Here is a 19106-nt window from a genome sequence, read left to right as displayed (position 1 = left end):
ACCGGAATCAACCTCCGCACGGAAGGTCTCCCGGATGGGTCGCGTGAGCTTCAGCCCAGACCACTTTCAACCAGGGATGCCCATGACTCTCTCCAATGTGTTCCACGCTTCCGACACCCCATTGACCGCGCGCGAGAGCGAAATCCTCGACTTCATCGCGCGCGGATTCACCTCCAAACAGATCGCCCGTGAACTCAACATCAGCCCCTACACCGTGAACACGCATCGCGACAACCTGCGCCGCAAGCTGGGTGCGCACAACGGCGCGCAACTGGCCTCCTGCCGGGCCACGCTGCACGCCGGTGATGCGCCGCAGGCGGCCATGGGCAGCAAGTTCTGACCCTCACCCCAACCTCCCCCCCGTCATTCAGGAGTCCCCATGTCGACCACCATTCCCTACTCGCCCTCCCTTGTGCTGGGCAGCATCGTCGAACCCGCTGTCATGGACAACCTGCTGGCCATCTCGGCTGCACAGACCCCCATCGACGCCGCGCAGGAAACGCTCAACTCCTTCATCTCCATGAAGCGCAGCCTGGAGATGACGGTGCAGGAACTCATCAACATGGGCCTGGACCCCAAGGACCTGTTGAAGAAGGTCCAGGAAGTGGGCGTTGATGTCGACAAGGCCGCCACCGCCTACGCCACGGTCCGGCTGGAACAGGAGCTCAAACTGCAGCCCCTGCGCGCCAAGATGCAGATCGTCAACGCCAATGTGGAGAGCCCGATCGACTACAACCGCACGCAGATCAAGACCCTGGCGCTGGCGGCCGATTCCCTGAAGATGATGGCCACGCCGAGGCGTTGGAAGTCTCCCGGCTGCTGGGCATGACCCCCATGGGGGCGTGGGTCCGGATTTTTTGCGGTCTGCAGGCCTGTGCTCGCGGGGGATTCGATGCGTGCCGCAGCCATCTTGAAGCGGCTGTGCGGACGGCCGATCAGGCGGGCGCCCCGCTGGCCCGCCTGCATGCCCGACTCCAGTGGGGCACCTTTCTGGCCCGGTGTGGCGACCAGACCGGGCTGGAGGCCTGCGTCGCAGGCCTTGCCCTGGGTGACGAGCGCCAGACGCCACTCGGCATGGCGGTGTGGCGCTGGTTGCGAGCGCGGCAGTTGCACCTGCAGGGCGACGCCAGATCGGCCTTGACTCTGGCCGAACAGGCCATGGCCGATCTCGCGGATTTGGCCCTCTGGTGGCCTGAAGACCACTGGCTGTTCGTGCTGCAGGTCGCATTGGTGGCGAACAGCCGCGGCGCGGCTCAGGCCATTGTGCAGCGCTTGCAGGCGAGGCAGGAGCATGGTGGCCAGCCGCTGCGCCAGTGCACCGCGTTGGCGGCACAAGGCATGCTCGAGTACGCGCAAGGCAATGCAGGCAAGGCTCTCGCACATTTTGAGCAGACGCGGCGACTGGCCCGCGACACCGTCATGGCCAGCATCCTGCTGCTGGGCCACACCTGGCTCACCTTGATCGATGGCCGCAATCCGTCTCTGGGCCATCTGGCACCCGCCGGTCAGTGGGTCGAGTGCACGCTGGAAGGCCGCTACCTCCGCTCGATGCTGATCCACAAGCCCTACTGGGCGCTGGCGCAGCACCGGGAAACCGCCCGCGTGGGCACGGCCTCCGAATTGCTGTCGCACGAGGTGGCGGAGGCGCAGGGCATCCGCGGCGGACACTACGCCACCCACCTGCCGATGCCGGTCTGATGGGCACGCTCGAAACCCGACCCGTGGGCGCGGCCGACCGCGCGGCGCTGGCCAACTTTGAACGTGCCAACCGCCAGGCTTTTGAAGCGTTCAACGAACCCAGACACAGCGCCCACTACACCCAGGCGGGCATCGCGCGGGCGTTCGACAGACTCAGGGAAGAACAGCCGGGAGGCGCGGTGCTCACCCGGGTGGTGGTCGCCAGCGGCGAGGCAGGCTGGCTTGCCAAGGGCAGCCTGACGGTGCACGGCGCTGGCAGCGAGACGCACGCACTGCTGGACTACCAGACCGACCGGCTGCACTGGAGGCGCGGCGTGGCGACCCGGCTGGTGAAAGAGCTGATCCGGGAGGCGGGACAGTTGGGTGCACCCAAACTGGTCGCCCAGGTGGCCATCGACAACCTGGTGTCCCTGCACCTGCTGCGGCGCGCAGGCTTCCGGGCCGCGGGTTGGGCCGAGCCGGCCCGCCTGCGCCGGGGAACGGTGGACTGCCTGGAGCTAAGCCGGCTCTTGCGGACCGTCGACGGGTCGGACCTGGCGCGCGCCCACGTGCAGCTGCCCGCGTGACTCGGCCAACTCCACCTGCCGCTGGCGCTCGGCGAGTCGGTCTTTTTCCTGCTCGCTGCGCTGGTCGTGGCAATGGGGGCAGCTCACGCCTTTGACGTAGTGCGGTGATGCCTTCTCCGCGGCACTCAGCGGCCAGCGGCACGAGCGGCACAGCTCGTGGGGCCCGGGCTGCAAACCGTGGCCCACGCTCACACGCTCGTCAAACACGAAACAGTCGCCCTGCCAGGTGCTTTGCTCCGGCGCAATCTCTTCGAGGTACTTGAGGATGCCGCCTTCAAGGTGGTAGACCTCGTCGAAGCCACGCATCTTCATGAGCGCGGTGGATTTTTCGCAGCGGATGCCGCCGGTGCAGAACATCGCCACCTTGGGCTTCTTGCCATCCTGCAAAGCCGGCTGCGCGTCCAGCCAGGCAGGCAGTTCGGTGAAGGTCTTGATGTTCGGGTTGACCGCGCCGGCAAAGGTGCCAATGGCCACCTCGTAGTCGTTGCGGGTGTCGATCACCAGCACGTCCGGGTCGGCCAGCAAGGCGTTCCAGTCTTGCGGTTTCACGTATTGGCCCACGGTCTTGTTCGGGTCCAGACCGGGCACGCGCAGGGTGACGATCTCGTTCTTGAGCCGCACCTTCATGCGGTGAAACGGTGGGTGATCGCTCCACGATTCCTTGTGGGGCAGGCGGGCCAGACGCGCATCGGCCCGCAGGTGCGCCAGCACGGCGCGCACACCCGCTTCTGGCCCGGCGATGGTGCCGTTGATGCCTTCGCGCGCGATCAGCAGCGTGCCTTTCACGCCATTCGACTCGCAGCACGCCTGCAGCGGTGCGCACAGGTCGGCGAAGTCGGGCAGATCGACAAACTGGTAGAGGGCGGCGGTGAGGTACATGGGGACGGAAGGCTCGGCGGACATGGCCGCAATTATCCCCCTGCCCCGCCCCCTTCACAGCGGTTGCAACCGGGCCGGGTCGGGCTGCCGCAGCCACTGCGCGAACTCGTCGGACAGCTGCTGGCTGGCCGCGGTCGCACCGTTCCACGCCTTCATGCGCCCGGCCAGGTCGGGGCCATAGCGGGTGAAGTCCTGGCGGTCCGGCAAGCGGGCGTTGGGCAAGGTCTTCACCCAGGCGGGATCGGGCGCGAGCACCAGCATGTTGTCCAGCGCCGCGCTGCTGCGGTGCCGGCCCTTCCAGGCCTTGTCGAGCCAGCCCGGCACCACCGCTTGCTGGAAATGCGGGTACAGCACGATGGGCGCGGTGGCGGGCGGCTGGTAGCGCAGGTGCAGGTGGTAGTCGGTGATGCCGCCGTCCCAGTAGGCGCCCGGGGGCGCGCCGGCAATGCCGTGCACCGGGCGCAGCACAAACGGAATGGAGCAGCTGGCCTGCAGTGCGTCCATGAAGTTGGCTTCACTCAGCGGGACCTGGCGGGTGCGGAAATCGTCGGTGCCGAACGGCAGATCGGGCGCGGTGGAGAACACCACGCGTTCGAGCCACGCACCCAGTGCCTTGCGGTGCAGCGCGTTGGCGGCAAAGGCGCCCAGGTAGCCCAGGGGCGTGCGCACGCGGCCATCGCGCCCCAGCAAGTGGCGCCCGCGCGATGTGACGATGTGCAAGCGGTATCGCGGGTGCCTGAGCACCTCGGCCATGCGACCGCCGTAGAAGAGCTGCAGGTTGCCCGCGAACTGCTCGCTGACCTGCTCGGGCGTGGGGCGCTTCTGGCCGGGGGGCAAGGCGTAGTGCTGGGCGATGTAGTCGCGCTCCAGCCTTTCAAAGGCGACCGCAGGCGTCTCAAGGCAGGCCGTGGCCATGCGCCAGGCGCCGATGGAGGCACCCACCAGGTGCACGGGCTGCGCACTTTGCGGCAACCACTGGCCAAACAGGAAACGGTCCAGTGGTCCCAGGATCAGGCCTTTGGGTCCGCCGGCGGCTGCGGGGATCACACCCACGTCCTGCGGGCGCAGGCCGTGTTGCGCGATGTGTTGCCGGGCGCGGGGGCCGGCGTAAAGACGGAGGGCTTTCATGGGCTGCGATTGTGTCGCAGCCAGCCTTCACGACGTGACCTGGTCGCCCGGGGTCTCCTCGGCTTCGGTGATCTCGGTGTGGCGCGAGATGGAGGGAATCTCTTCGGCCACCACGGTGTCCGGGTCAATGCCCAGCACCAGGCCCACCGGGTCGGGGTAGGTGTTGATGAGCAGTTCGGAGCGCATGGCCTGCTCTTCCGCCCGGGCGCGCCAGGAGCCGATGTGGATCACGCCGGCGATGGGCTCGTAAACCTCGTTCTCGAACGGCGCCGTCTGGTGTTCGATGGCGTTGATCATGCGGCGCGGAAAATTCCACTCGCGTGCCAGCGCAGCGCCCACCTCGGCATAGCTGTAGCCAAACAGGCCACGCTCGGCGGTGGATCGTTTGAGGTCGAGCATGGGCACGCTGCGGTCCAGATCGATCATGGCCTCGGGCATGCCCACGTGCATCACAAGTTCACCAACGCCGTGGATCAGGCCGGCGGTGAAGGCGGTGTTCTCGTCGATGCGGATCGGCAGCGCGATGTAGCGCGAGAGGTTGGCGGTGTTGAGGCTGTAGCGCCAGAACTGGTTGAGGTTGACGCCACCCACGGCGTGAAAACCTTCGCCCAGCGAGGCGGCAATCACCAGCGCCCGCACCTTGATGAGCCCCAGCACCTGGATCGCTTCACGCGCGTTGGACACCGAGCGGTGCAGGCCGAAGAAGGCCGAGTTGGCGGTCTTGAGCAGCTTGGCGGTGAGCACCGGGTCGTCTTCGATGTAGGACGCAGCCTGCATCGCGTCGACGTCTTCCTGGTCGAAGGTTTCGATCAGTTTGCGCACCACCTTGGGGGCGGACGGCAGGGCATCGGGCCGTTTCAGGAGCTTTTCGAGTTGCATGTCTTTTCCCCGCCTTGTGCGCCCACCCGAATCGGGTCTGCTGCCTTTTGTATCGCCTGAAAGCTTGCGCACTTGAGGTCTTTTCAGTCAATGAAAGCGCCCAGCGCCTGGCTGAACGACCACTCCGAGGGGTCCTTGCCGAGCACGCTGTCCAGGTCCAGGCCGAGCGAAAGACCGACCAGGTCGGGGAAGGTGGCGACCAGCCCGTTTTCATCCAGCTGGATCTCTTCGGCGCGTGCGCGCCACGAGGCGATGTGCAGCACCCCACCCAGCGGGTCGTAGGCCTCGCCTTCAAAGGGGCTGATCTGGTTGTTGAGGGCCGAGACGATGTTGGTGGGGAACTGCCACTTTTCCGCCATGCCTGCACCCACTTGGGCGTAGGTATAGCCGAACACCGACATTTCGGCCTTCGCCCGGTTCAGGTCCAGCGGAGGTGTGCCCATGTCCAGCGGACCAATCAGGTCGGGCATGGCAATGTGCATGATCAGGTCGCCGATGGCGTGGATGAGGCCGGCGGTGAAGGCGTTGCTCTCGTTCTGGCGCAGCACACCCGCCAGCGACTTGGAAATGTCCGCCACCCGCAGGCTGTAGCGCCAGAACTGCGGCAGGTTGACACCGGGCACGTTCTTGAAGCTCGATCCCAGGGCCGCGGCCATCACCAACGAGCGCACATGGGTCATGCCCAGCATGGCCACGGCCTCTTCGGCGCTGCCGATCTTGCGGCTGACCCGGAAAAAAGCCGAGTTGGACAGGCGCAGCACCCGGGTGGTGAGCGACGGGTCCTGGGAGATCAGGTCGGACACCCGCTTGGGGTTCGGGTCGTCCTTGTTCATCTCCGCCAGCAGGTCGGACACGGTGCGCGACATGGCGGGCAGCGCGCGGGGGAAGTTCAGCAGGGCTTCGAGTTGCATAAGGTGAAGTCCGGTGGCGGCAGATGGTCGTTGCGGGCAATGACCTGATGATTGCCCGTCCCATGGTGTATCGGCACCCATGCTCCCAACTTGAGCCCCTTCCCGGCTCCGAACTGGTCGGTTTCAACCGGCCGGTTTCAACCCTTGCGGTCTTTGCCCGAACCCTGCAGCCGGGCAAACGCGGACGCCATGGCCGAAGGGGCGGCTGCCCCCGAGCCACCAGGCGCACTCCGGGTGTCGGAGCGTCCGGTGCGCACCGGCTCGAACCGGTTGTCGCGCGCTCCGGCACCCTGCCCTGCACCGCGCCCAGGCGCATCGCCCAGTTTCATCGACAGGCCGATGCGTTTGCGCGCCACATCCACTTCCATCACCTTGACCTTGACGATGTCGCCGGTCTTGACGATCTCGCGCGCATCGTTCACGAACTTGTGCGCCAGCTGGCTCACGTGCACCAGGCCGTCCTGGTGCACGCCCAGGTCGATGAAGGCGCCGAACTGGGCCACGTTGCTCACCGTCCCCTCCAGGATCATGCCCTCGCGCAGGTCGCTGATGTCGTCCACGCCGTCGTTGAAGCGCGCCACCTGGAAATCCGGGCGCGGGTCGCGGCCCGGCTTTTCCAGTTCGCCCAGGATGTCCTTGACCGTGATCACACCGAAGCGCTCGTTGGCAAACAGCTCCGGGCGCAAGGTCTTGAGCATGTCGGCGCGGCCCATGAGCTCGGCCACCGGTTTGCCGGTGGTCTTCATGATCTGCTCGACCACCGGGTAGGTCTCGGGGTGCACGCCGGTCATGTCCAGCGGGTTGTCGCCACCGCGGATGCGCAGGAAGCCCGCGCTCTGCTCGAAGGTCTTGGCGCCCAGGCCCGCCACCTCCATGAGCTGCTGGCGGCTTTTGAAAGCGCCGTGCGCCTCGCGCCAGCGCACCACGGCCTTGGCCACGCTGCCCGAGAGGCCCGACACCTTGGAAAGCAAGGGCACGCTGGCGGTGTTGAGGTCCACACCCACACCGTTCACGCAGTCCTCCACCACCGCGTCCAGCGTGCGCGCGAGTTCGCTCTGGTTCACGTCGTGCTGGTACTGCCCCACGCCGATGCTCTTGGGGTCGATCTTCACCAGCTCGGCCAGCGGATCCTGCAGGCGGCGCGCAATGCTCGCCGCGCCACGCAGGCTCACGTCCACGTCGGGCATTTCCAGTGAGGCGAATTCGCTGGCGGAGTAGACCGAAGCACCTGCCTCGCTCACCACCACCTTCTGGATCTCGGGCCGGGCCAGCTGCTTCATCAGGTCGGCCGCCAGCTTGTCGGTCTCGCGGCTCGCGGTGCCGTTGCCGATGGCGATCAGGTTCACGCCGTGTTTTTCACTCAGCAGGCGCAGCGTGTGCAAGGCGCCGTCCCAGTCGCGCCGGGGTTCGTGCGGGTAGACCGTGGCGGTGTCGACCAGCTTGCCGGTGGCGTCGACCACCGCCACCTTCACGCCGGTGCGGATGCCCGGGTCCAGGCCCATCACCACCTTGGGGCCGGCAGGTGCGGCCAGCAGCAGGTCGCGCAGGTTGTCGGCGAACACCTTGATCGCCACCGCCTCGGCGCTTTCGCGCAGGCGGGCGAACAGGTCGCGCTCGCTGGAAAGCGAGAGCTTGACGCGCCAGGTCCAGGCCACGCACTTGCGCAGCAGGTCGTCGGCCGCGCGGCCCTTGTGGCTCCAGCCCAGGTGCAGGGCGATGCGGCCTTCGGCGAGCGACGGCACCACCGTTCGGGCTGAGCCCGTCGAAGCCGGCGTGTCCACAGGCTCCGGCAACACCAGCTTCGCGTCCAGTAATTCCAGCGAACGACCGCGGAACACCGCCAGCGCGCGGTGCGACGGCACGCGTGCGATCGGCTCGTCGTAGTCGAAGTAGTCGCGAAACTTCGCCACCTCGGGTGCGTTCTCGTCCTTGCCCGCCACCAACGTGCTCTTGAGCAAGCCTTCGGCCCAGAGCCATTCGCGCAGGTTCTGCAGCAGCGCGGCGTCTTCGGCCCAGCGCTCGCTCAGGATGTCGCGCACACCGTCCAGCACGGCCGGCACGGTCGAGAAGTCGGCGCCCGGTTTGCCGTCGTCCAGCACCTCGGGCGGGCGCGTGAACGCGGCGGCCTCGGCGGCGGGGTCCAGCGTGGGATCGGCCCAGAGCTTGTCGGCCAGGGGTTCGATGCCGAACTCGCGCGCGATCAGGCCTTTGGTGCGCCGGCGCTGTTTGAACGGCAGGTACAGGTCTTCCAGTTCCTGCTTGGTGGCGGCCAGCAGCACGGCGGCACGCAGTTCGGGGGTCAGCTTGCCCTGCTCGTCGATGCTCTTGAGGATGGTCTCGCGGCGGGCTTCGAGTTCACGCAGGTATTCCAGGCGAAACGCCAGTTCGCGCAGTTGAATGTCGTCCAGCCCGCCGGTGGCTTCCTTGCGGTAACGCGCGATGAAGGGCACGGTGGCGCCGCCGTCGATGAGGTCGACGGCTGCCTGAACCTGGTGGACACCCACCCGGATTTCCTGCGCGATTTGCGCAACGATGTTCTGCATCTGAGCTCTGTTCGCCTCTGGGGCGTCTGGTCTGGGGGTTGAAAAAGGCGGGGGGAGTGTGCCACATGGCGCCAGCGCCCCTCGGGCCGCAACGCCGGCCTCCAGCGCCACACGTATGTCAGCCGGTCATGACATATGTCACCGAACTCTCGGGGTTCCCTCACGAAATACTCCAGCTGCAGTATGGGCCGTTTTGATACCCCTACCTAGCATCCCTCCCAGCCCAACGACGCCGTCGGCCTGCGAGCCCTCCTGGCCCCCTTTGTACGTTGGCCCCGGTTTCAACGTTCCCGCTGGAGATCCCATGACCCATTACTTTCGCCTGACCCGTTATTTCACCGCCACCAGCCTGGTGGCCTTTGGTGTGGTTGCCGCCACACTGATGTATTTCGAGCACCGCCAGTCCAGTTTTTTCCAGAACGTGCAGACCAGCGGAGCACAGATGCTCACCGGCATTCAGAGCGACTTCGTGACCCGAGCCGATGCCGTGGCTCGGCGCGACCTGCTCGCCGTGAACGAACAGGGCAACGTCAACCTGACGCGCCTGTTCTCCAACGCCTTGTGGGCCAGCGACATCTCCCCTTACCTGGCCGAGACCGGCACGGTCGACTTTTCGACTTGCAAGGCCATGCCGGATGTTGTGGATGCGCAGGGCAAAGCCAGTGCCACCCCTGAAAAGAAGGACTGCTTCAAGAGCGCCGGTGGCCAGTTGCAGGCCTTGGCGACGTTTGCATCGCTGGATGCGCGGGTGCGCGAAGCCATGCAGGGCGGCACCATCTTCAAGATCAAGGTGTACGACCTGAGCGGCATCACCGTTTATTCGACCGAGTTGGCACAGATCGGCGAAGACAAGTCGGGCAGCGCGGGTTGGAAAAGCGCACGCGACGGCAAGGCGATCAGCGAGCTCACCTTTCGCGACAAGTTCAGCGCACTGCAGGGTGTGGTGGAAAACCGCAACCTGATCGCCAGTTATTTGCCGGTGATCGAACCCGGCAGCCAGTCGGTGGTCGGGGTTTTCGAGGTGTACGCGGACGTGACGCCGTTCCTGAGTCAGATCCAGGCCACATCGGAAGAATTCAAGCTGGTGGCACTCAACAACGAGAGCCGACTTGCCCATCAGGCTGCCTCCGACCAGCAACAGGTGCAAAGCAGCTCCAACCGGCAATTGCTGATCGTGGCAGGCTTGCTCGCCTTGCTCTACATCGTTCTGTTGAGCATCGTGCAGCGCGCACAGACCGTCATCGAGCGCCAGGCCCGCGAAAGCGATGCCACCAAACAACGACTGGCCCAGTCGGAAAAAATGACCTCGCTGGGGCAGATGGTGGCGGGTGTGGCCCACCAGTTGAACACCCCGCTGGCGTTCTCCAAGAACAACGTGCAGATGTCGATCCAGGCGCTGGACCAGCTCGAAGGCGCTGTCCACCGGCAGATCCGCCATTCCAGCTACCGGGCCGAGGCCTTGCACGTCGGATCGGACGCCGTGACCGACTCCGCCAGCGACGCCCAGGTGGCGCAAGGCCTTGCCGGCGCCATGCTGGAAGTGCGTGAAGCGCGCGAGATGCTGAACGACGTGCTCATGGGCATGGGTCAGATGAACGAACTGGTGGACAACCTGCGCAGCTTCACCCGCCTGGACCGGGCCCAGACCGCGTCGGTGAACCTCAACACCGCGCTGGGCACGGTGTGCTACATCGCCAAGACGGTGATCTCGACCAAGGTGCGTCTGGAGCAGGCCTTCGAGCCCCTGCCCGCCATCGAGTGCAACGTGTCGCAACTCAACCAGGTGTTCCTCAACCTGATCAACAACGCTGCTCAGGCCATCCAGGACACCGGATCGATCACCGTGGCCACGCGGGCCGACGCTCGCTTCATCACCGTGAGCATCCGTGACACGGGCTCCGGCATTTCGGCCGATGTGCTGCCCCACATCTTCGAGGCCTACTTCACCACCAAAGCCGTCGGCGAAGGCACCGGCCTGGGATTGGCGATCGCACGCGACATCGTGCGCGAGCACGGCGGTGACATCGAGGTCAGCAGCGAAGTGGGTGTCGGCACCGAGTTCCGGGTCCGATTGCCTCTGGACAAGGTGGCATGACCATGAATCAGGTTTCACTTCCCAAGGTGCTGTGCGTCGACGACGAACCCGGTCTGCTGCGCTCACTGCGCTGGTTGTTGCGCGGCCAGTACGAGGTGGCCGTGGCCAGCAGCGGGTTCGACGGCTTGGCCCTGCTGAGCGCGGAGGACTTCGACGTGGTCATCAGCGATCAACGCATGCCCGGCATGACAGGTACCGAATTTCTGGAGCGTGCCAGAGAGGTGTCGCCGCGCAGCATCCGGCTCTTGCTCACGGGCTATTCCGACTTCAACGCGGTGCTGAGCTCGGTCAACGACAGCGAGGTTTTCCGCTTCGTGGCCAAACCCTGGGACAACCAGAAGCTGCTGGAGACCGTGGGTGATGCGGCCAAAGTGGTCCGCATGACGCAGGCGTCCTGGGTCGATTTCCAGGACACCGTGAGCGCCGACGGCTCCGAAGCGTTTCATGAAAGTGTCCTGGTGTTCGACAACGACGCCAGTGCAGGCGCGCAATGGCAGGCCTCGGTCAAGGGTGCCGGCAAGCTGCTGTGCACGAACGACATCGGCGAGGCCGTCAGCCACCTGACGCGTCAGAAGGTGGCCGTGCTGATCACCGACATCCAGGGTGCGCAATCGCAGCAGATGGACCTGATCCGAGCCGTGCGCCGCAACCAGCCGCAAGTGGTGGTGCTGGTCTACAGCCAGGAGCGCGACAGCGTGGTCATTGGCCGCCTGATCAACGAGGGCCAGATCTACCGTTTCATCGCCAAACCGGCCGGTCCCGAGTACTTGAACCGCACGCTGCGCTCTGCCTTGACCCGGCACCGGCAGTTGCTGGCGATGCCCGAGCGCGCCTCACGCCACCAGGCGCAGGTGTCGGAGGACCTCGACTTCGAGCTGGACTTCGCATCGGCTTCGAGCCAGATACCCACCGCCGCGCGAAAGCCGATCTCCGGCGCGCGCTCCTGGCTGCAACGCCTGTTCGGCTGAGCGTCCAGACCCGGGTGCGCGCCGGTCTCAGCGACCCGCGCGCACCCGCAGGGAACTGCTCACCCCGGCGAGCAAGGCACAAGCCGCGGCAAGAAACAACGCAATCGTTTCGCCCCGCCCGTCGTGCTGGTTCCACACCGCGTAAATCGCCGCCAGCATCACCGCCCCCAGGGTCTGCCCGGTGAGCCGGGCCGTGCCCAGCATGCCGCTGGCCGCGCCGCTGCGCTGCAGGGGTGCGCTGGTCACGATGGTGTGGTTGTTGGGCGACTGGAAGAGCGCAAAACCGGCGCCGCACAGCGCCAGGCGCCAGGCCATGTCCAGGCTGGTGGCGTGCTCGGGCCGCAGACCCACGAGCAGCAGGCCACAGGCAAACACCACCATGCCGATGCCGCCCAGCCAGCCGGCCGGGTAGCGCCCGATCAGCCGCCCCGCGATGGGCGCCACCAGCACGGTGGCCAGCGGCCACGCCGTGAGGATCAGGCCGGCCGCCATGTGGGTGCGGCCCTGCACTTCGAGCAGCAGAAACGGCAGACTCAAAAACGCCAACATCTGCGCACAGAACGCGCCCAGCGACGAACCCATGGACAACGCGAACACGGGAATGCGCAGCAGGTCCAGCGGAAACAGCGGCGCGGCCAGGTGCCACTGCCGGCGCAGGTAAACCACCCCCACCGCCACCCCGGCCACCAACAAAGCCCAGCCCAGCGGCGCCGCGCTCTGTGCCGCGGCCCCGCGCACGCCCAGCTGCTCGGCGCCGATGAACACCAGTGTGAACATGAGCACATTGAGCAGCACGTCGATCAAGGAGAACTGCGGAGCCGCTTCGGTGCGCGGCGGGTTGGCGGGCAAGTCACGGCGGCCCATCCACAGCGTGAGCAGGCCGAGCGGCAGGTTCAGGGCAAACAGCCACGGCCAGGAGCCGACCGACAGGATGGCCGCGGCCACCGCCGGCCCGGCCATGGCCGAGGTGGCCACCACCATGGAATTGAGCGCCATGCCGCGCCCCAGCCGCGCGCTCGGGTAGATCAGGCGAACCAGCGCGGTGTTCACGCTCATGATGCCGGCGGCACCCAGCCCCTGCAGTGCGCGTGCAGCGGTCAACATCAACAGCGAGTCGGCCAGCATGGCCAGCACCGACGACAGCACGAACAGCAGCATGCCCACCAGGTAGACACGCCGGTAGCCCAAACGGTCGCCCAGCGCGGCCAATGGCAGCAGCATCACGAGTGATGCGATCTGGTAGGCATTGACCACCCAGATCGCCTGCGAGGCGGGGGCGCTGAGTTCGCGCGCGATGCCCGGCAGGGCCAGGTTGACGATGCTGCCGTCCATCACCGCCATGGCGATGCCCGACACGATCACCAGCACGGCCCGCCCGCGCTGGGGTTGTGACAGACCGTCTTGCAGGTTCACCCGCGCGCCTCGGCCGCCAGGTGCGACCGGACGTCACCACCCAGCGTGATCCAGGTCAGCGCCACACCGATCAGCGCGCCCGAAGCCATGCCCACCACCATGGGCAGGGGCTTGCCGTTGGCGAACAGGCTCACGATGGCCATGGCCGCTGCGCCGCCCAGCATCTGCAGCGTGCCCAGCAAGGCCGAAGCGGTGCCGGCGATGGCGCCGTGTTTTTCCAGTGCGAGCACCGAGGTGGTGGGAATGACCAGGCCCATGAAGCCGCTGGCCACGAAGTACAAGGCAATCAACACGGCGAGCTGGTCACCTCCGGCGAGGTAGTACACCAGCAGCAACGACATGGCCAGCCCAGAGGCGCTGGCCGCGGCCTTGACCAGCCGCACCAGTCCAAAGCGCCGGCCCAGCAGCCCGGTGAACTGCGATGCGCCGATGAAGGCCATGGCGTTGAACGAAAACGCCAGGCTGTACTGCACGGGCGTGAGGCCGTAGTGGTGGATGAGCACAAACGGCGAACCCGCCAGGTAGACAAAGAAGCCCGCCATGGCGGTGCTGCCGATGCCCACAAGGCCCAGGTAATGCCAGTCGCGCAGCAGCAGACCATAGGCACGCAAGGCGCTGCCCAGGCTGCTCTCCACACGGTCGGCAGCGCTGCGGGTTTCCTGCAGAGCGCCATGCACCAGCGCCAACCCGGCCACCGAGGCCAGGGCCACGGCCCAGAACACCCCGCGCCAGCCGGTCAGCGCAATCACCCCGCTGCCCACCAGCGGCGCCAGGATGGGTGAGACGCTGAACACCAGCATCAGCAGCGACATGAGGCGCGCAGCGTCGGCCCCGGTGTGCAGGTCGCGCACGACGGCGCGCGGAATCGCCATGCCGGCGGCCGCGCCGAGCCCTTGCAGAAAACGAAGAAACACCAGGGTTTCAATGTCGGTGGCCAGCGCGCAGCCGATGCTGGCCAGCGTGAACAGGCCCAGACCAAAGTACAGCGGCGGCTTGCGGCCCACCATGTCGGAGACCGGGCCGTAGAGCAACTGGCCCACGCCGAGGGCCAGGAAAAAGGCCGTCAGGCTGAATTGAACCGGACCGACGTCGGCCCCCAGGCTGCGCCCGATGTCGGGCAGCGCGGGCAGGTACATGTCGATCGCAAAGGGACCAATGGCGGAGAGCAGGCCCAGGATCAGGGCCATCTTGAGGTAGCGGGAAATGAACATAGCCACGTATTGTCTCTGCCGGCCGATGGCATTGCCTGTGCACGGGCGGCACGCTCTGGTGCAGGCGGCGGGCGCGTGCGTCACAATTTCGCTTTTCGTCGAACCACCCACCCGGAGTTCCCCATGGCCGTTGAAGGCAGTGCAGGCGATCTGCTCAAAGTTGTGACCCTGCTCGGCGCTGCCGTGGTGGCCGTGCCCCTGTTCAAACGCCTGGGCCTGGGCTCGGTGCTGGGTTACCTGGCCGCAGGCCTGGCCATCGGACCGTTCGGCCTTGCACTCATCAGCGACCCCGCGACCATCCTGCACACGGCCGAGCTGGGCGTGGTCATGTACCTGTTTGTCATCGGGCTGGAAATGCAGCCTTCGCACCTGTGGAGCCTGCGCCGCGCGATCTTCGGCCTGGGCAGCCTGCAGGTGGTGGTGTGCGGCCTGCTGCTCACCGGCGTGGGTCTGGCCTTCGGCTTCTCGCTGCCGGTGTCGTTCGTGAGTGCCATGGGCTTTGTGCTCACCTCCACGGCCGTGGTGATGCAGCTGTTGGGTGAACGCGGCGACATGGCACAGCCGCGCGGGCAGAAGATCGTGGCCATCCTGCTGTTTGAAGACCTGCTGATCGTGCCGCTGCTCGCCGTGGTGACCTTCATGGCGCCGCCCGATCTGGCGGGCACGGTCGCCGCCACCTCGTCGCGCTGGGCCACCATCGGCCTGGCGCTGGGTTCGCTGGTTGCGCTCGTGGCTGCGGGCGTGTGGCTGCTCAACCCCCTCTTCCGTGTGTTGGCCAACGCCAAGGCGCGCGAGGTCATGACCGCCGCCGCCCTGCTGGTGGTGCTGGGCGCGGCACTGCTCATGCAGGTGGGTGGCCTGTCCATGGCCATGGGTGCGTTTCTGGCCGGTGTGCTGTTGTCGGAATCGACCTTCCGCCACCAACTCGAAGCCGACATCGAGCCCTTCCGCGGGCTCTTGCTGGGTCTGTTCTTCCTGAGCGTGGGCATGTCGCTGGACCTCGCCGCCGTGGCCAGCAACTGGCCGCTGATCGTGGCCGGTGTGGTGGCCATGATGGTGGTCAAGGCGCTGTGCATCTACGGTGTGGCGCGCTTCGCGAAAAGCTCACACGCCGACGCGCTGGACCGAGCCGTGCTCATGGCGCAGGGCGGCGAGTTCGCATTTGTGCTGTTTGCAGCGGCCTTGGGCGCGAAAGTGATCGACCCGGTGGTCAACGCCAACATGACCGCCATCGTGGTGCTGTCCATGGCGCTCACGCCGCTGGTGGTGCTGGTGCACCGGCGCCTGGCCACGAAGCCCGGCGTGTCCATGGAGGGCATCGAGGCGGTGAATGGCCAGGCCGCCAGCGTGCTGGTGATCGGCTTCGGCCGTTTCGGCCAGATCGCCAGCCAGGGCGTGATCGCGCGCGGCGCCAGCATCACCATCATCGACAACAACGTGCAGATGATCCGCGACGCCGAGGCCTATGGCTTCAAGGTCTATTACGGTGACGGTTGCCGCGCCGATGTGTTGCACGCCGCAGGCGCGCACTCGGCCAGCGCCATCCTGGTCTGCCTGGACAGCAAGGAAGCCGCCACCCGCATCGCCGAACTGGCCAGAACCGATTTCCCCCAGGCCGAACTGCTGGTGCGCGCCTTCGACCGCGAGCACGTGCTGGAGTTGCGCAAGGCCGATGTGGGCTACCTCGTGCGCGAAACCTTCGAGTCCGCCATGGCCATGGGGCGCCAGGCTGTGTTGACGCTGGGTGCCGCGGAGGAAGAAGCCGACGAGGTGATGGAGCATTTGCGTCGGCGCGACGCCGAACGCATGGACATGGAAGCCGCGGGTGGTCTGTTTGCCGGTCGCGCGCTGGTGCTGGGCAACCAGGTGAAGAAGGCCGCCGCGCACCAGACGGCCCAGGACCCGGCCTGACCGCTCAGGTGTCGTCGAACAACGACGCCGTGCCCGAAGGCCGCGCGCCCTCGATTGCCAGCATGCGCAGCTTGGTGATCGCACCCCCACTGGCCGAGAAACCGCCCGGCCGGTTGCCCGCCGCGAGCACGCGGTGGCAGGGAACGATGGGCGCGAACGGGTTGTGGCCCAGCGCCTGACCCACGGCGCGCGACAAGCCCACATCGCCCAGTTCGCGCGCAAGTTCACCGTAGGTGCGGGTCCGGCCGGGTGGAATGGCTCGGGCCAGGGCGTAAACCTCGCGCTGGAACGGGGTGAGGCGCGACATGTCGAGTGCCACCTCGCACAGGTCGCGTGATTCGCCTTTGAGCAATGCCTGCACGCCGTCGATGGCGGCTTGCACCGCTGGGGGCGGCATGGCCACCTCGGGCAGCAACGGCAAGCCGGTCAGCAAGCGGGCGCGCGTGCGCCGGTCATCGGATTCGGGCAGCTGCACCGCCACCACGCCACCCAGCCCCCACGCGATGCCGCAGACACCGAGGGCGGTGTCGAACAGCGCGTGACCGCCCTCACCCATCGCAGGTTCAGGCTGCGCGCAGCGCCGCGCGCAAGGCCACGCCGATTTCCGGCCGCTCATGAAACGGGTCGGCCGGGTTGGTGATGTTCACGATGCCTTCCATGCGCGCACGCACATTGCCCAGTGCACGCGGGTGGCTGAAGATGTAGAACTGGTCGGCGGTGATGGCGTCGAACACCAGCTGCGCCACCTGCGCGGCGGTGACCTTGCCGGAGCTCACAGCCTTGTCGCTCTGGGCCTGGCCGATCAGCTGGCTTTGCGTGGCCTTCTCGTCGGCCAGTTCGGCCGGCTTGTTGCGGTGGCTCTGGCTGATGCCGGTGGGCACGAAGTACGGACACAGCACGCTCGCACTCACCTGGTCGCTCACCAGCTTCAGGTCCTGGTACAGCGTTTCGGTGAGGCTCACCACCGCGTGTTTGCTCACGTTGTAGATGCCCATGTTGGGCGGCGTGAGCAGGCCGGCCATGCTGGCGGTGTTCACGATGTGGCCGCGCCAGGCCGGGTCTTTTTTCGCGGCGGCCAGCATCATGGGGGTGAACAGGCGCACGCCGTGCACCACGCCCCAGAGGTTCACGCCCAGCACCCACTCCCAGTCTTTCACCGAGTTTTCCCAGATCAGGCCACCCGAGCCCACACCGGCGTTGTTGAAGACGAAGTGCGGTGCGCCGAAGGTCTTCTCCACATCGGCGGCCAGTGCTTCCATCTGCTCGGTGCTCGACACGTCGACCTTGCGCGACAGCACCTTGACGCCCGTGGCCTCGATCTCGGCGGTCGCTGCGTCGAGTGCGTCCTGTTGCACGTCGACCAGCACCAGGTTCATGCCGAGCTTTGCGCCGATGCGCGCGCATTCGAGCCCGAAACCCGAGCCCGCGCCGGTGAGCACGGCGCTTTTGCCTTGGAAGTCTTGAATCATGGATGTCTCCTGTGTGTGAAAAATTCAGGCGGCTCGCACCATCTCGATGTGGTCGATGCCGTCTTCAAGGTAAACCGGTCCGTCGGGCTCGAAGCCGTGTTGTGCGTAGAAGCCCTGCAGGTGCGCCTGCGCGCCGATGCGGATGGGCTGCACGCCCCACAGGCCGTACAGCATCTGCACCGACTGGCGTACCAGCACATGCCCGATGCCGCTGCCACGTGTGACGGGACTCGTGACCACGCGGCCGATGCTGGCCTCGGCGTACTTCAGTCCCGCAGGCACCAGCCGCGCGTATGCCATCAGCTCGATGCCGCCAGGCTGGTGGGATTCGGCGAGCACGTGCATGCACTGCGCATCGGCGCCGTCCATGTCCTGAAACACACAGGCCTGTTCGACAACAAACACCTGGCTGCGCAGCTCGAGCAGGCGGTAGAGCGCGCGGGCCGAAAGCGCATCGAACGGGAGGCAGCGCCAGTGCGTGGGTCCTTCGGGTCTCAAGCGCGCACTTCCCTCAGCACAAAACCGATGCGCGGAAAGTGCACGTGCAGCAAGCCCGCGCGCTCGTCGGTGCGCTCCAGCGTGTAGCGGGTGCGGGTGGCGGCGCGCAGGATGCCTTCGGTGGGTTCCTGGCCAAAGGTCTCGGCGCTGATGGTCACCCGGCTGCCCAGCGCGATGCCGTGATCGTCCTGGAAGGTGTCGTCGGCGTGTGGTGCGGGTTGCGCCGCTGCGGCGATGGCAATGGCCTCGGTGGCCGTGAGCTTGCTCATCTGGCCGTGGCCGATGGCGGCCATGCGGTCCATCCACTCGACGACATGTGGCGTGGCCTCCAGGATGCCCGCCATGGCGGGGTTGACCACGCGGCTGAACCACAGCGGGTGGTAGGCGGCGAAGTCGGCCACGCAGGGCGCATCACCCAACAGGAAGGGGTGCATTTCCACCATGGTCGAGAGGCGGCGCAAATAGCTCTTGTAGGCGGCGGTGGCGTCGCCCGGGCGCAGGCTGGTCATGCCGGTTCGCATCGCGCCACGGTCGGCCGCGAAGGCCTGGGCAGCTTCGGGCGGCTGACCGGCAAACAGCGCGGCCGCGCCCTTGGGGCTGAGGTTGTATCCCATGGCGGCCCAGAACAGCGTGCTGTCGGCCCACTGCGCGAGCACCCGCGCCATGCCCTTGAGGTGCTCGGGGTAGAGCGTGGGCTCGGGCTGGTGGTGTTCGAGCACGTCGCAGATGAGGGCGGTGTCGCAATAGATGTCGGCTCCGATCTGGAGAAAGGGCGTGCGGCGGTAGCCGCCCGTGAGGGTGATCACATCGGGCTTGGGCATGATGCGCGGGATGTTCACGCTCTGCCAGCCGAGCTTCTTGTGGCCCAGGATCAGGCGCACCTTTTCCGAGAACGGGGACGTGGGGTAGTGGTGCAGGATGAGGTCGGACATGGTGT

General features: G+C 66.6%; 18 protein-coding genes. 7 read left to right on the top strand and 11 right to left on the bottom strand.

The features are described from left to right. Positions 1 to 82: 82 nt before the first annotated feature. The 4 genes from BSY239_RS08410 (at position 83) to BSY239_RS08395 (ending at position 2264) form a co-directional block, all read left to right on the top strand. Positions 83 to 340: a response regulator transcription factor gene (locus tag BSY239_RS08410; protein ID WP_236944162.1), complete on the top strand. Its 258-nt coding sequence runs from the start codon at positions 83 to 85 to the stop codon at positions 338 to 340. Between the two features lie 39 nt (positions 341 to 379). After that, positions 380 to 829: a hypothetical protein gene (locus tag BSY239_RS08405; RefSeq protein ID WP_069046446.1), complete on the top strand. Its 450-nt coding sequence runs from the start codon at positions 380 to 382 to the stop codon at positions 827 to 829. Positions 830 to 921: 92 nt separating this feature from the next. Beyond that, on the top strand, positions 922 to 1698 hold the full coding sequence (locus BSY239_RS08400; protein WP_069046445.1) for a hypothetical protein: 777 nt from the start codon (positions 922 to 924) through the stop codon (positions 1696 to 1698). Beyond that, positions 1698 to 2264, top strand: coding sequence for a GNAT family N-acetyltransferase (locus BSY239_RS08395; protein ID WP_069046444.1), 567 nt, complete (start codon positions 1698 to 1700; stop codon positions 2262 to 2264). The genes BSY239_RS08400 and BSY239_RS08395 overlap by 1 nt, the downstream gene beginning before the upstream one ends. Here BSY239_RS08395 and trhO read toward each other — a convergent pair. The 5 genes from trhO to BSY239_RS08370 all read right to left on the bottom strand — a co-directional run bounded on the left by trhO (position 2196) and on the right by BSY239_RS08370 (position 8604). Beyond that, positions 2196 to 3167 (bottom strand): oxygen-dependent tRNA uridine(34) hydroxylase TrhO, encoded by a 972-nt coding sequence (gene trhO / locus BSY239_RS08390; protein WP_069046443.1) that lies wholly within the window; start codon positions 3165 to 3167, stop codon positions 2196 to 2198. The genes BSY239_RS08395 and trhO overlap by 69 nt on opposite strands. Before the next feature lie 30 nt (positions 3168 to 3197). Further along, positions 3198 to 4271 (bottom strand): patatin-like phospholipase family protein, encoded by a 1074-nt coding sequence (locus BSY239_RS08385; RefSeq protein WP_069046442.1) that lies wholly within the window; start codon positions 4269 to 4271, stop codon positions 3198 to 3200. Between the two features lie 27 nt (positions 4272 to 4298). Continuing rightward, positions 4299 to 5150 (bottom strand): HDOD domain-containing protein, encoded by an 852-nt coding sequence (locus BSY239_RS08380; RefSeq protein ID WP_069046441.1) that lies wholly within the window; start codon positions 5148 to 5150, stop codon positions 4299 to 4301. A gap of 83 nt (positions 5151 to 5233) precedes the next feature. Then, positions 5234 to 6061: an HDOD domain-containing protein gene (locus BSY239_RS08375; RefSeq protein WP_069046440.1), complete on the bottom strand. Its 828-nt coding sequence runs from the start codon at positions 6059 to 6061 to the stop codon at positions 5234 to 5236. A gap of 137 nt (positions 6062 to 6198) precedes the next feature. Beyond that, a complete protein-coding gene (locus tag BSY239_RS08370) occupies positions 6199 to 8604 on the bottom strand; it encodes a Tex family protein (RefSeq protein ID WP_069046439.1) in 2406 nt (801 codons plus the stop codon). A 304-nt stretch (positions 8605 to 8908) separates the two neighbouring features. Between BSY239_RS08370 and BSY239_RS08365 the strand changes: the two genes are divergently transcribed. Together BSY239_RS08365 and BSY239_RS08360 are read left to right on the top strand one after the other, a co-directional pair. Beyond that, positions 8909 to 10699: a sensor histidine kinase gene (locus BSY239_RS08365; RefSeq protein WP_069046438.1), complete on the top strand. Its 1791-nt coding sequence runs from the start codon at positions 8909 to 8911 to the stop codon at positions 10697 to 10699. Beyond that, positions 10696 to 11667, top strand: a complete 972-nt coding sequence (locus tag BSY239_RS08360; RefSeq protein WP_069046437.1) for a response regulator — start codon at positions 10696 to 10698, stop codon at positions 11665 to 11667. Before BSY239_RS08365 ends, BSY239_RS08360 begins: the two co-directional genes overlap by 4 nt. A gap of 27 nt (positions 11668 to 11694) precedes the next feature. Here the strand turns inward: BSY239_RS08360 and BSY239_RS08355 are convergent, their stop codons facing one another. Continuing rightward, the gene (locus tag BSY239_RS08355; protein WP_069046436.1) at positions 11695 to 13080 is read right to left on the bottom strand and encodes an MFS transporter; all 1386 of its coding nucleotides are present in this window, start codon (positions 13078 to 13080) and stop codon (positions 11695 to 11697) included. After that, positions 13077 to 14291, bottom strand: a complete 1215-nt coding sequence (locus tag BSY239_RS08350) for a multidrug effflux MFS transporter (protein WP_069046435.1) — start codon at positions 14289 to 14291, stop codon at positions 13077 to 13079. Before BSY239_RS08350 ends, BSY239_RS08355 begins: the two co-directional genes overlap by 4 nt. A gap of 123 nt (positions 14292 to 14414) precedes the next feature. Here BSY239_RS08350 and BSY239_RS08345 point away from each other — a divergent pair, with 123 nt between their 5' ends. Then, positions 14415 to 16202 (top strand): monovalent cation:proton antiporter-2 (CPA2) family protein, encoded by a 1788-nt coding sequence (locus BSY239_RS08345; RefSeq protein ID WP_069046434.1) that lies wholly within the window; start codon positions 14415 to 14417, stop codon positions 16200 to 16202. Positions 16203 to 16206: 4 nt separating this feature from the next. Here the strand turns inward: BSY239_RS08345 and BSY239_RS08340 are convergent, their stop codons facing one another. From BSY239_RS08340 to BSY239_RS08325, 4 genes are read right to left on the bottom strand one after another with little or no spacing between them, the layout of a single operon-like run. After that, positions 16207 to 16758: a methylated-DNA--[protein]-cysteine S-methyltransferase gene (locus BSY239_RS08340; RefSeq protein ID WP_069046433.1), complete on the bottom strand. Its 552-nt coding sequence runs from the start codon at positions 16756 to 16758 to the stop codon at positions 16207 to 16209. Positions 16759 to 16765: 7 nt separating this feature from the next. Further along, on the bottom strand, positions 16766 to 17671 hold the full coding sequence (locus BSY239_RS08335; RefSeq protein ID WP_069046432.1) for an SDR family oxidoreductase: 906 nt from the start codon (positions 17669 to 17671) through the stop codon (positions 16766 to 16768). 24 nt (positions 17672 to 17695) lie between these two features. Further along, positions 17696 to 18169: a GNAT family N-acetyltransferase gene (locus BSY239_RS08330; RefSeq protein ID WP_069046431.1), complete on the bottom strand. Its 474-nt coding sequence runs from the start codon at positions 18167 to 18169 to the stop codon at positions 17696 to 17698. Next, entirely contained in the window at positions 18166 to 19101 is a 936-nt protein-coding gene (locus tag BSY239_RS08325) for a glutathione S-transferase family protein (RefSeq protein ID WP_069046430.1), read from the bottom strand. Before BSY239_RS08325 ends, BSY239_RS08330 begins: the two co-directional genes overlap by 4 nt. Positions 19102 to 19106: the final 5 nt, after the last annotated feature.

The sequence above is a fragment of the Hydrogenophaga sp. RAC07 genome (genome assembly GCF_001713375.1).
Lineage (GTDB): Bacteria > Pseudomonadota > Gammaproteobacteria > Burkholderiales > Burkholderiaceae_C > Hydrogenophaga.
The sequence above is the reverse complement of the archived record's forward strand: the minus strand, read 5'-3'. Positions and strand labels throughout refer to the sequence as shown.

What these genes read in the sequence shown, in the direction of transcription:
- BSY239_RS08385 (WP_069046442.1), bottom strand. Translation starts at nt 4,271, where the DNA reads ATGAAAGCCCTCCGTCTTTACGCCGGCCCCCGCGCCCGGCAACACATC.
- BSY239_RS08365 (WP_069046438.1), top strand. Translation starts at nt 8,909, where the DNA reads ATGACCCATTACTTTCGCCTGACCCGTTATTTCACCGCCACCAGCCTG.
- BSY239_RS08325 (WP_069046430.1), bottom strand. Translation starts at nt 19,101, where the DNA reads ATGTCCGACCTCATCCTGCACCACTACCCCACGTCCCCGTTCTCGGAA.
- BSY239_RS08410 (WP_236944162.1), top strand. Translation starts at nt 83, where the DNA reads ATGACTCTCTCCAATGTGTTCCACGCTTCCGACACCCCATTGACCGCG.
- BSY239_RS08335 (WP_069046432.1), bottom strand. Translation starts at nt 17,671, where the DNA reads ATGATTCAAGACTTCCAAGGCAAAAGCGCCGTGCTCACCGGCGCGGGC.
- BSY239_RS08360 (WP_069046437.1), top strand. Translation starts at nt 10,696, where the DNA reads ATGACCATGAATCAGGTTTCACTTCCCAAGGTGCTGTGCGTCGACGAC.
- BSY239_RS08380 (WP_069046441.1), bottom strand. Translation starts at nt 5,150, where the DNA reads ATGCAACTCGAAAAGCTCCTGAAACGGCCCGATGCCCTGCCGTCCGCC.
- BSY239_RS08375 (WP_069046440.1), bottom strand. Translation starts at nt 6,061, where the DNA reads ATGCAACTCGAAGCCCTGCTGAACTTCCCCCGCGCGCTGCCCGCCATG.
- BSY239_RS08405 (WP_069046446.1), top strand. Translation starts at nt 380, where the DNA reads ATGTCGACCACCATTCCCTACTCGCCCTCCCTTGTGCTGGGCAGCATC.
- BSY239_RS08340 (WP_069046433.1), bottom strand. Translation starts at nt 16,758, where the DNA reads ATGGGTGAGGGCGGTCACGCGCTGTTCGACACCGCCCTCGGTGTCTGC.
- BSY239_RS08370 (WP_069046439.1), bottom strand. Translation starts at nt 8,604, where the DNA reads ATGCAGAACATCGTTGCGCAAATCGCGCAGGAAATCCGGGTGGGTGTC.
- BSY239_RS08395 (WP_069046444.1), top strand. Translation starts at nt 1,698, where the DNA reads ATGGGCACGCTCGAAACCCGACCCGTGGGCGCGGCCGACCGCGCGGCG.
- BSY239_RS08350 (WP_069046435.1), bottom strand. Translation starts at nt 14,291, where the DNA reads ATGTTCATTTCCCGCTACCTCAAGATGGCCCTGATCCTGGGCCTGCTC.
- trhO (WP_069046443.1), bottom strand. Translation starts at nt 3,167, where the DNA reads ATGTCCGCCGAGCCTTCCGTCCCCATGTACCTCACCGCCGCCCTCTAC.
- BSY239_RS08345 (WP_069046434.1), top strand. Translation starts at nt 14,415, where the DNA reads ATGGCCGTTGAAGGCAGTGCAGGCGATCTGCTCAAAGTTGTGACCCTG.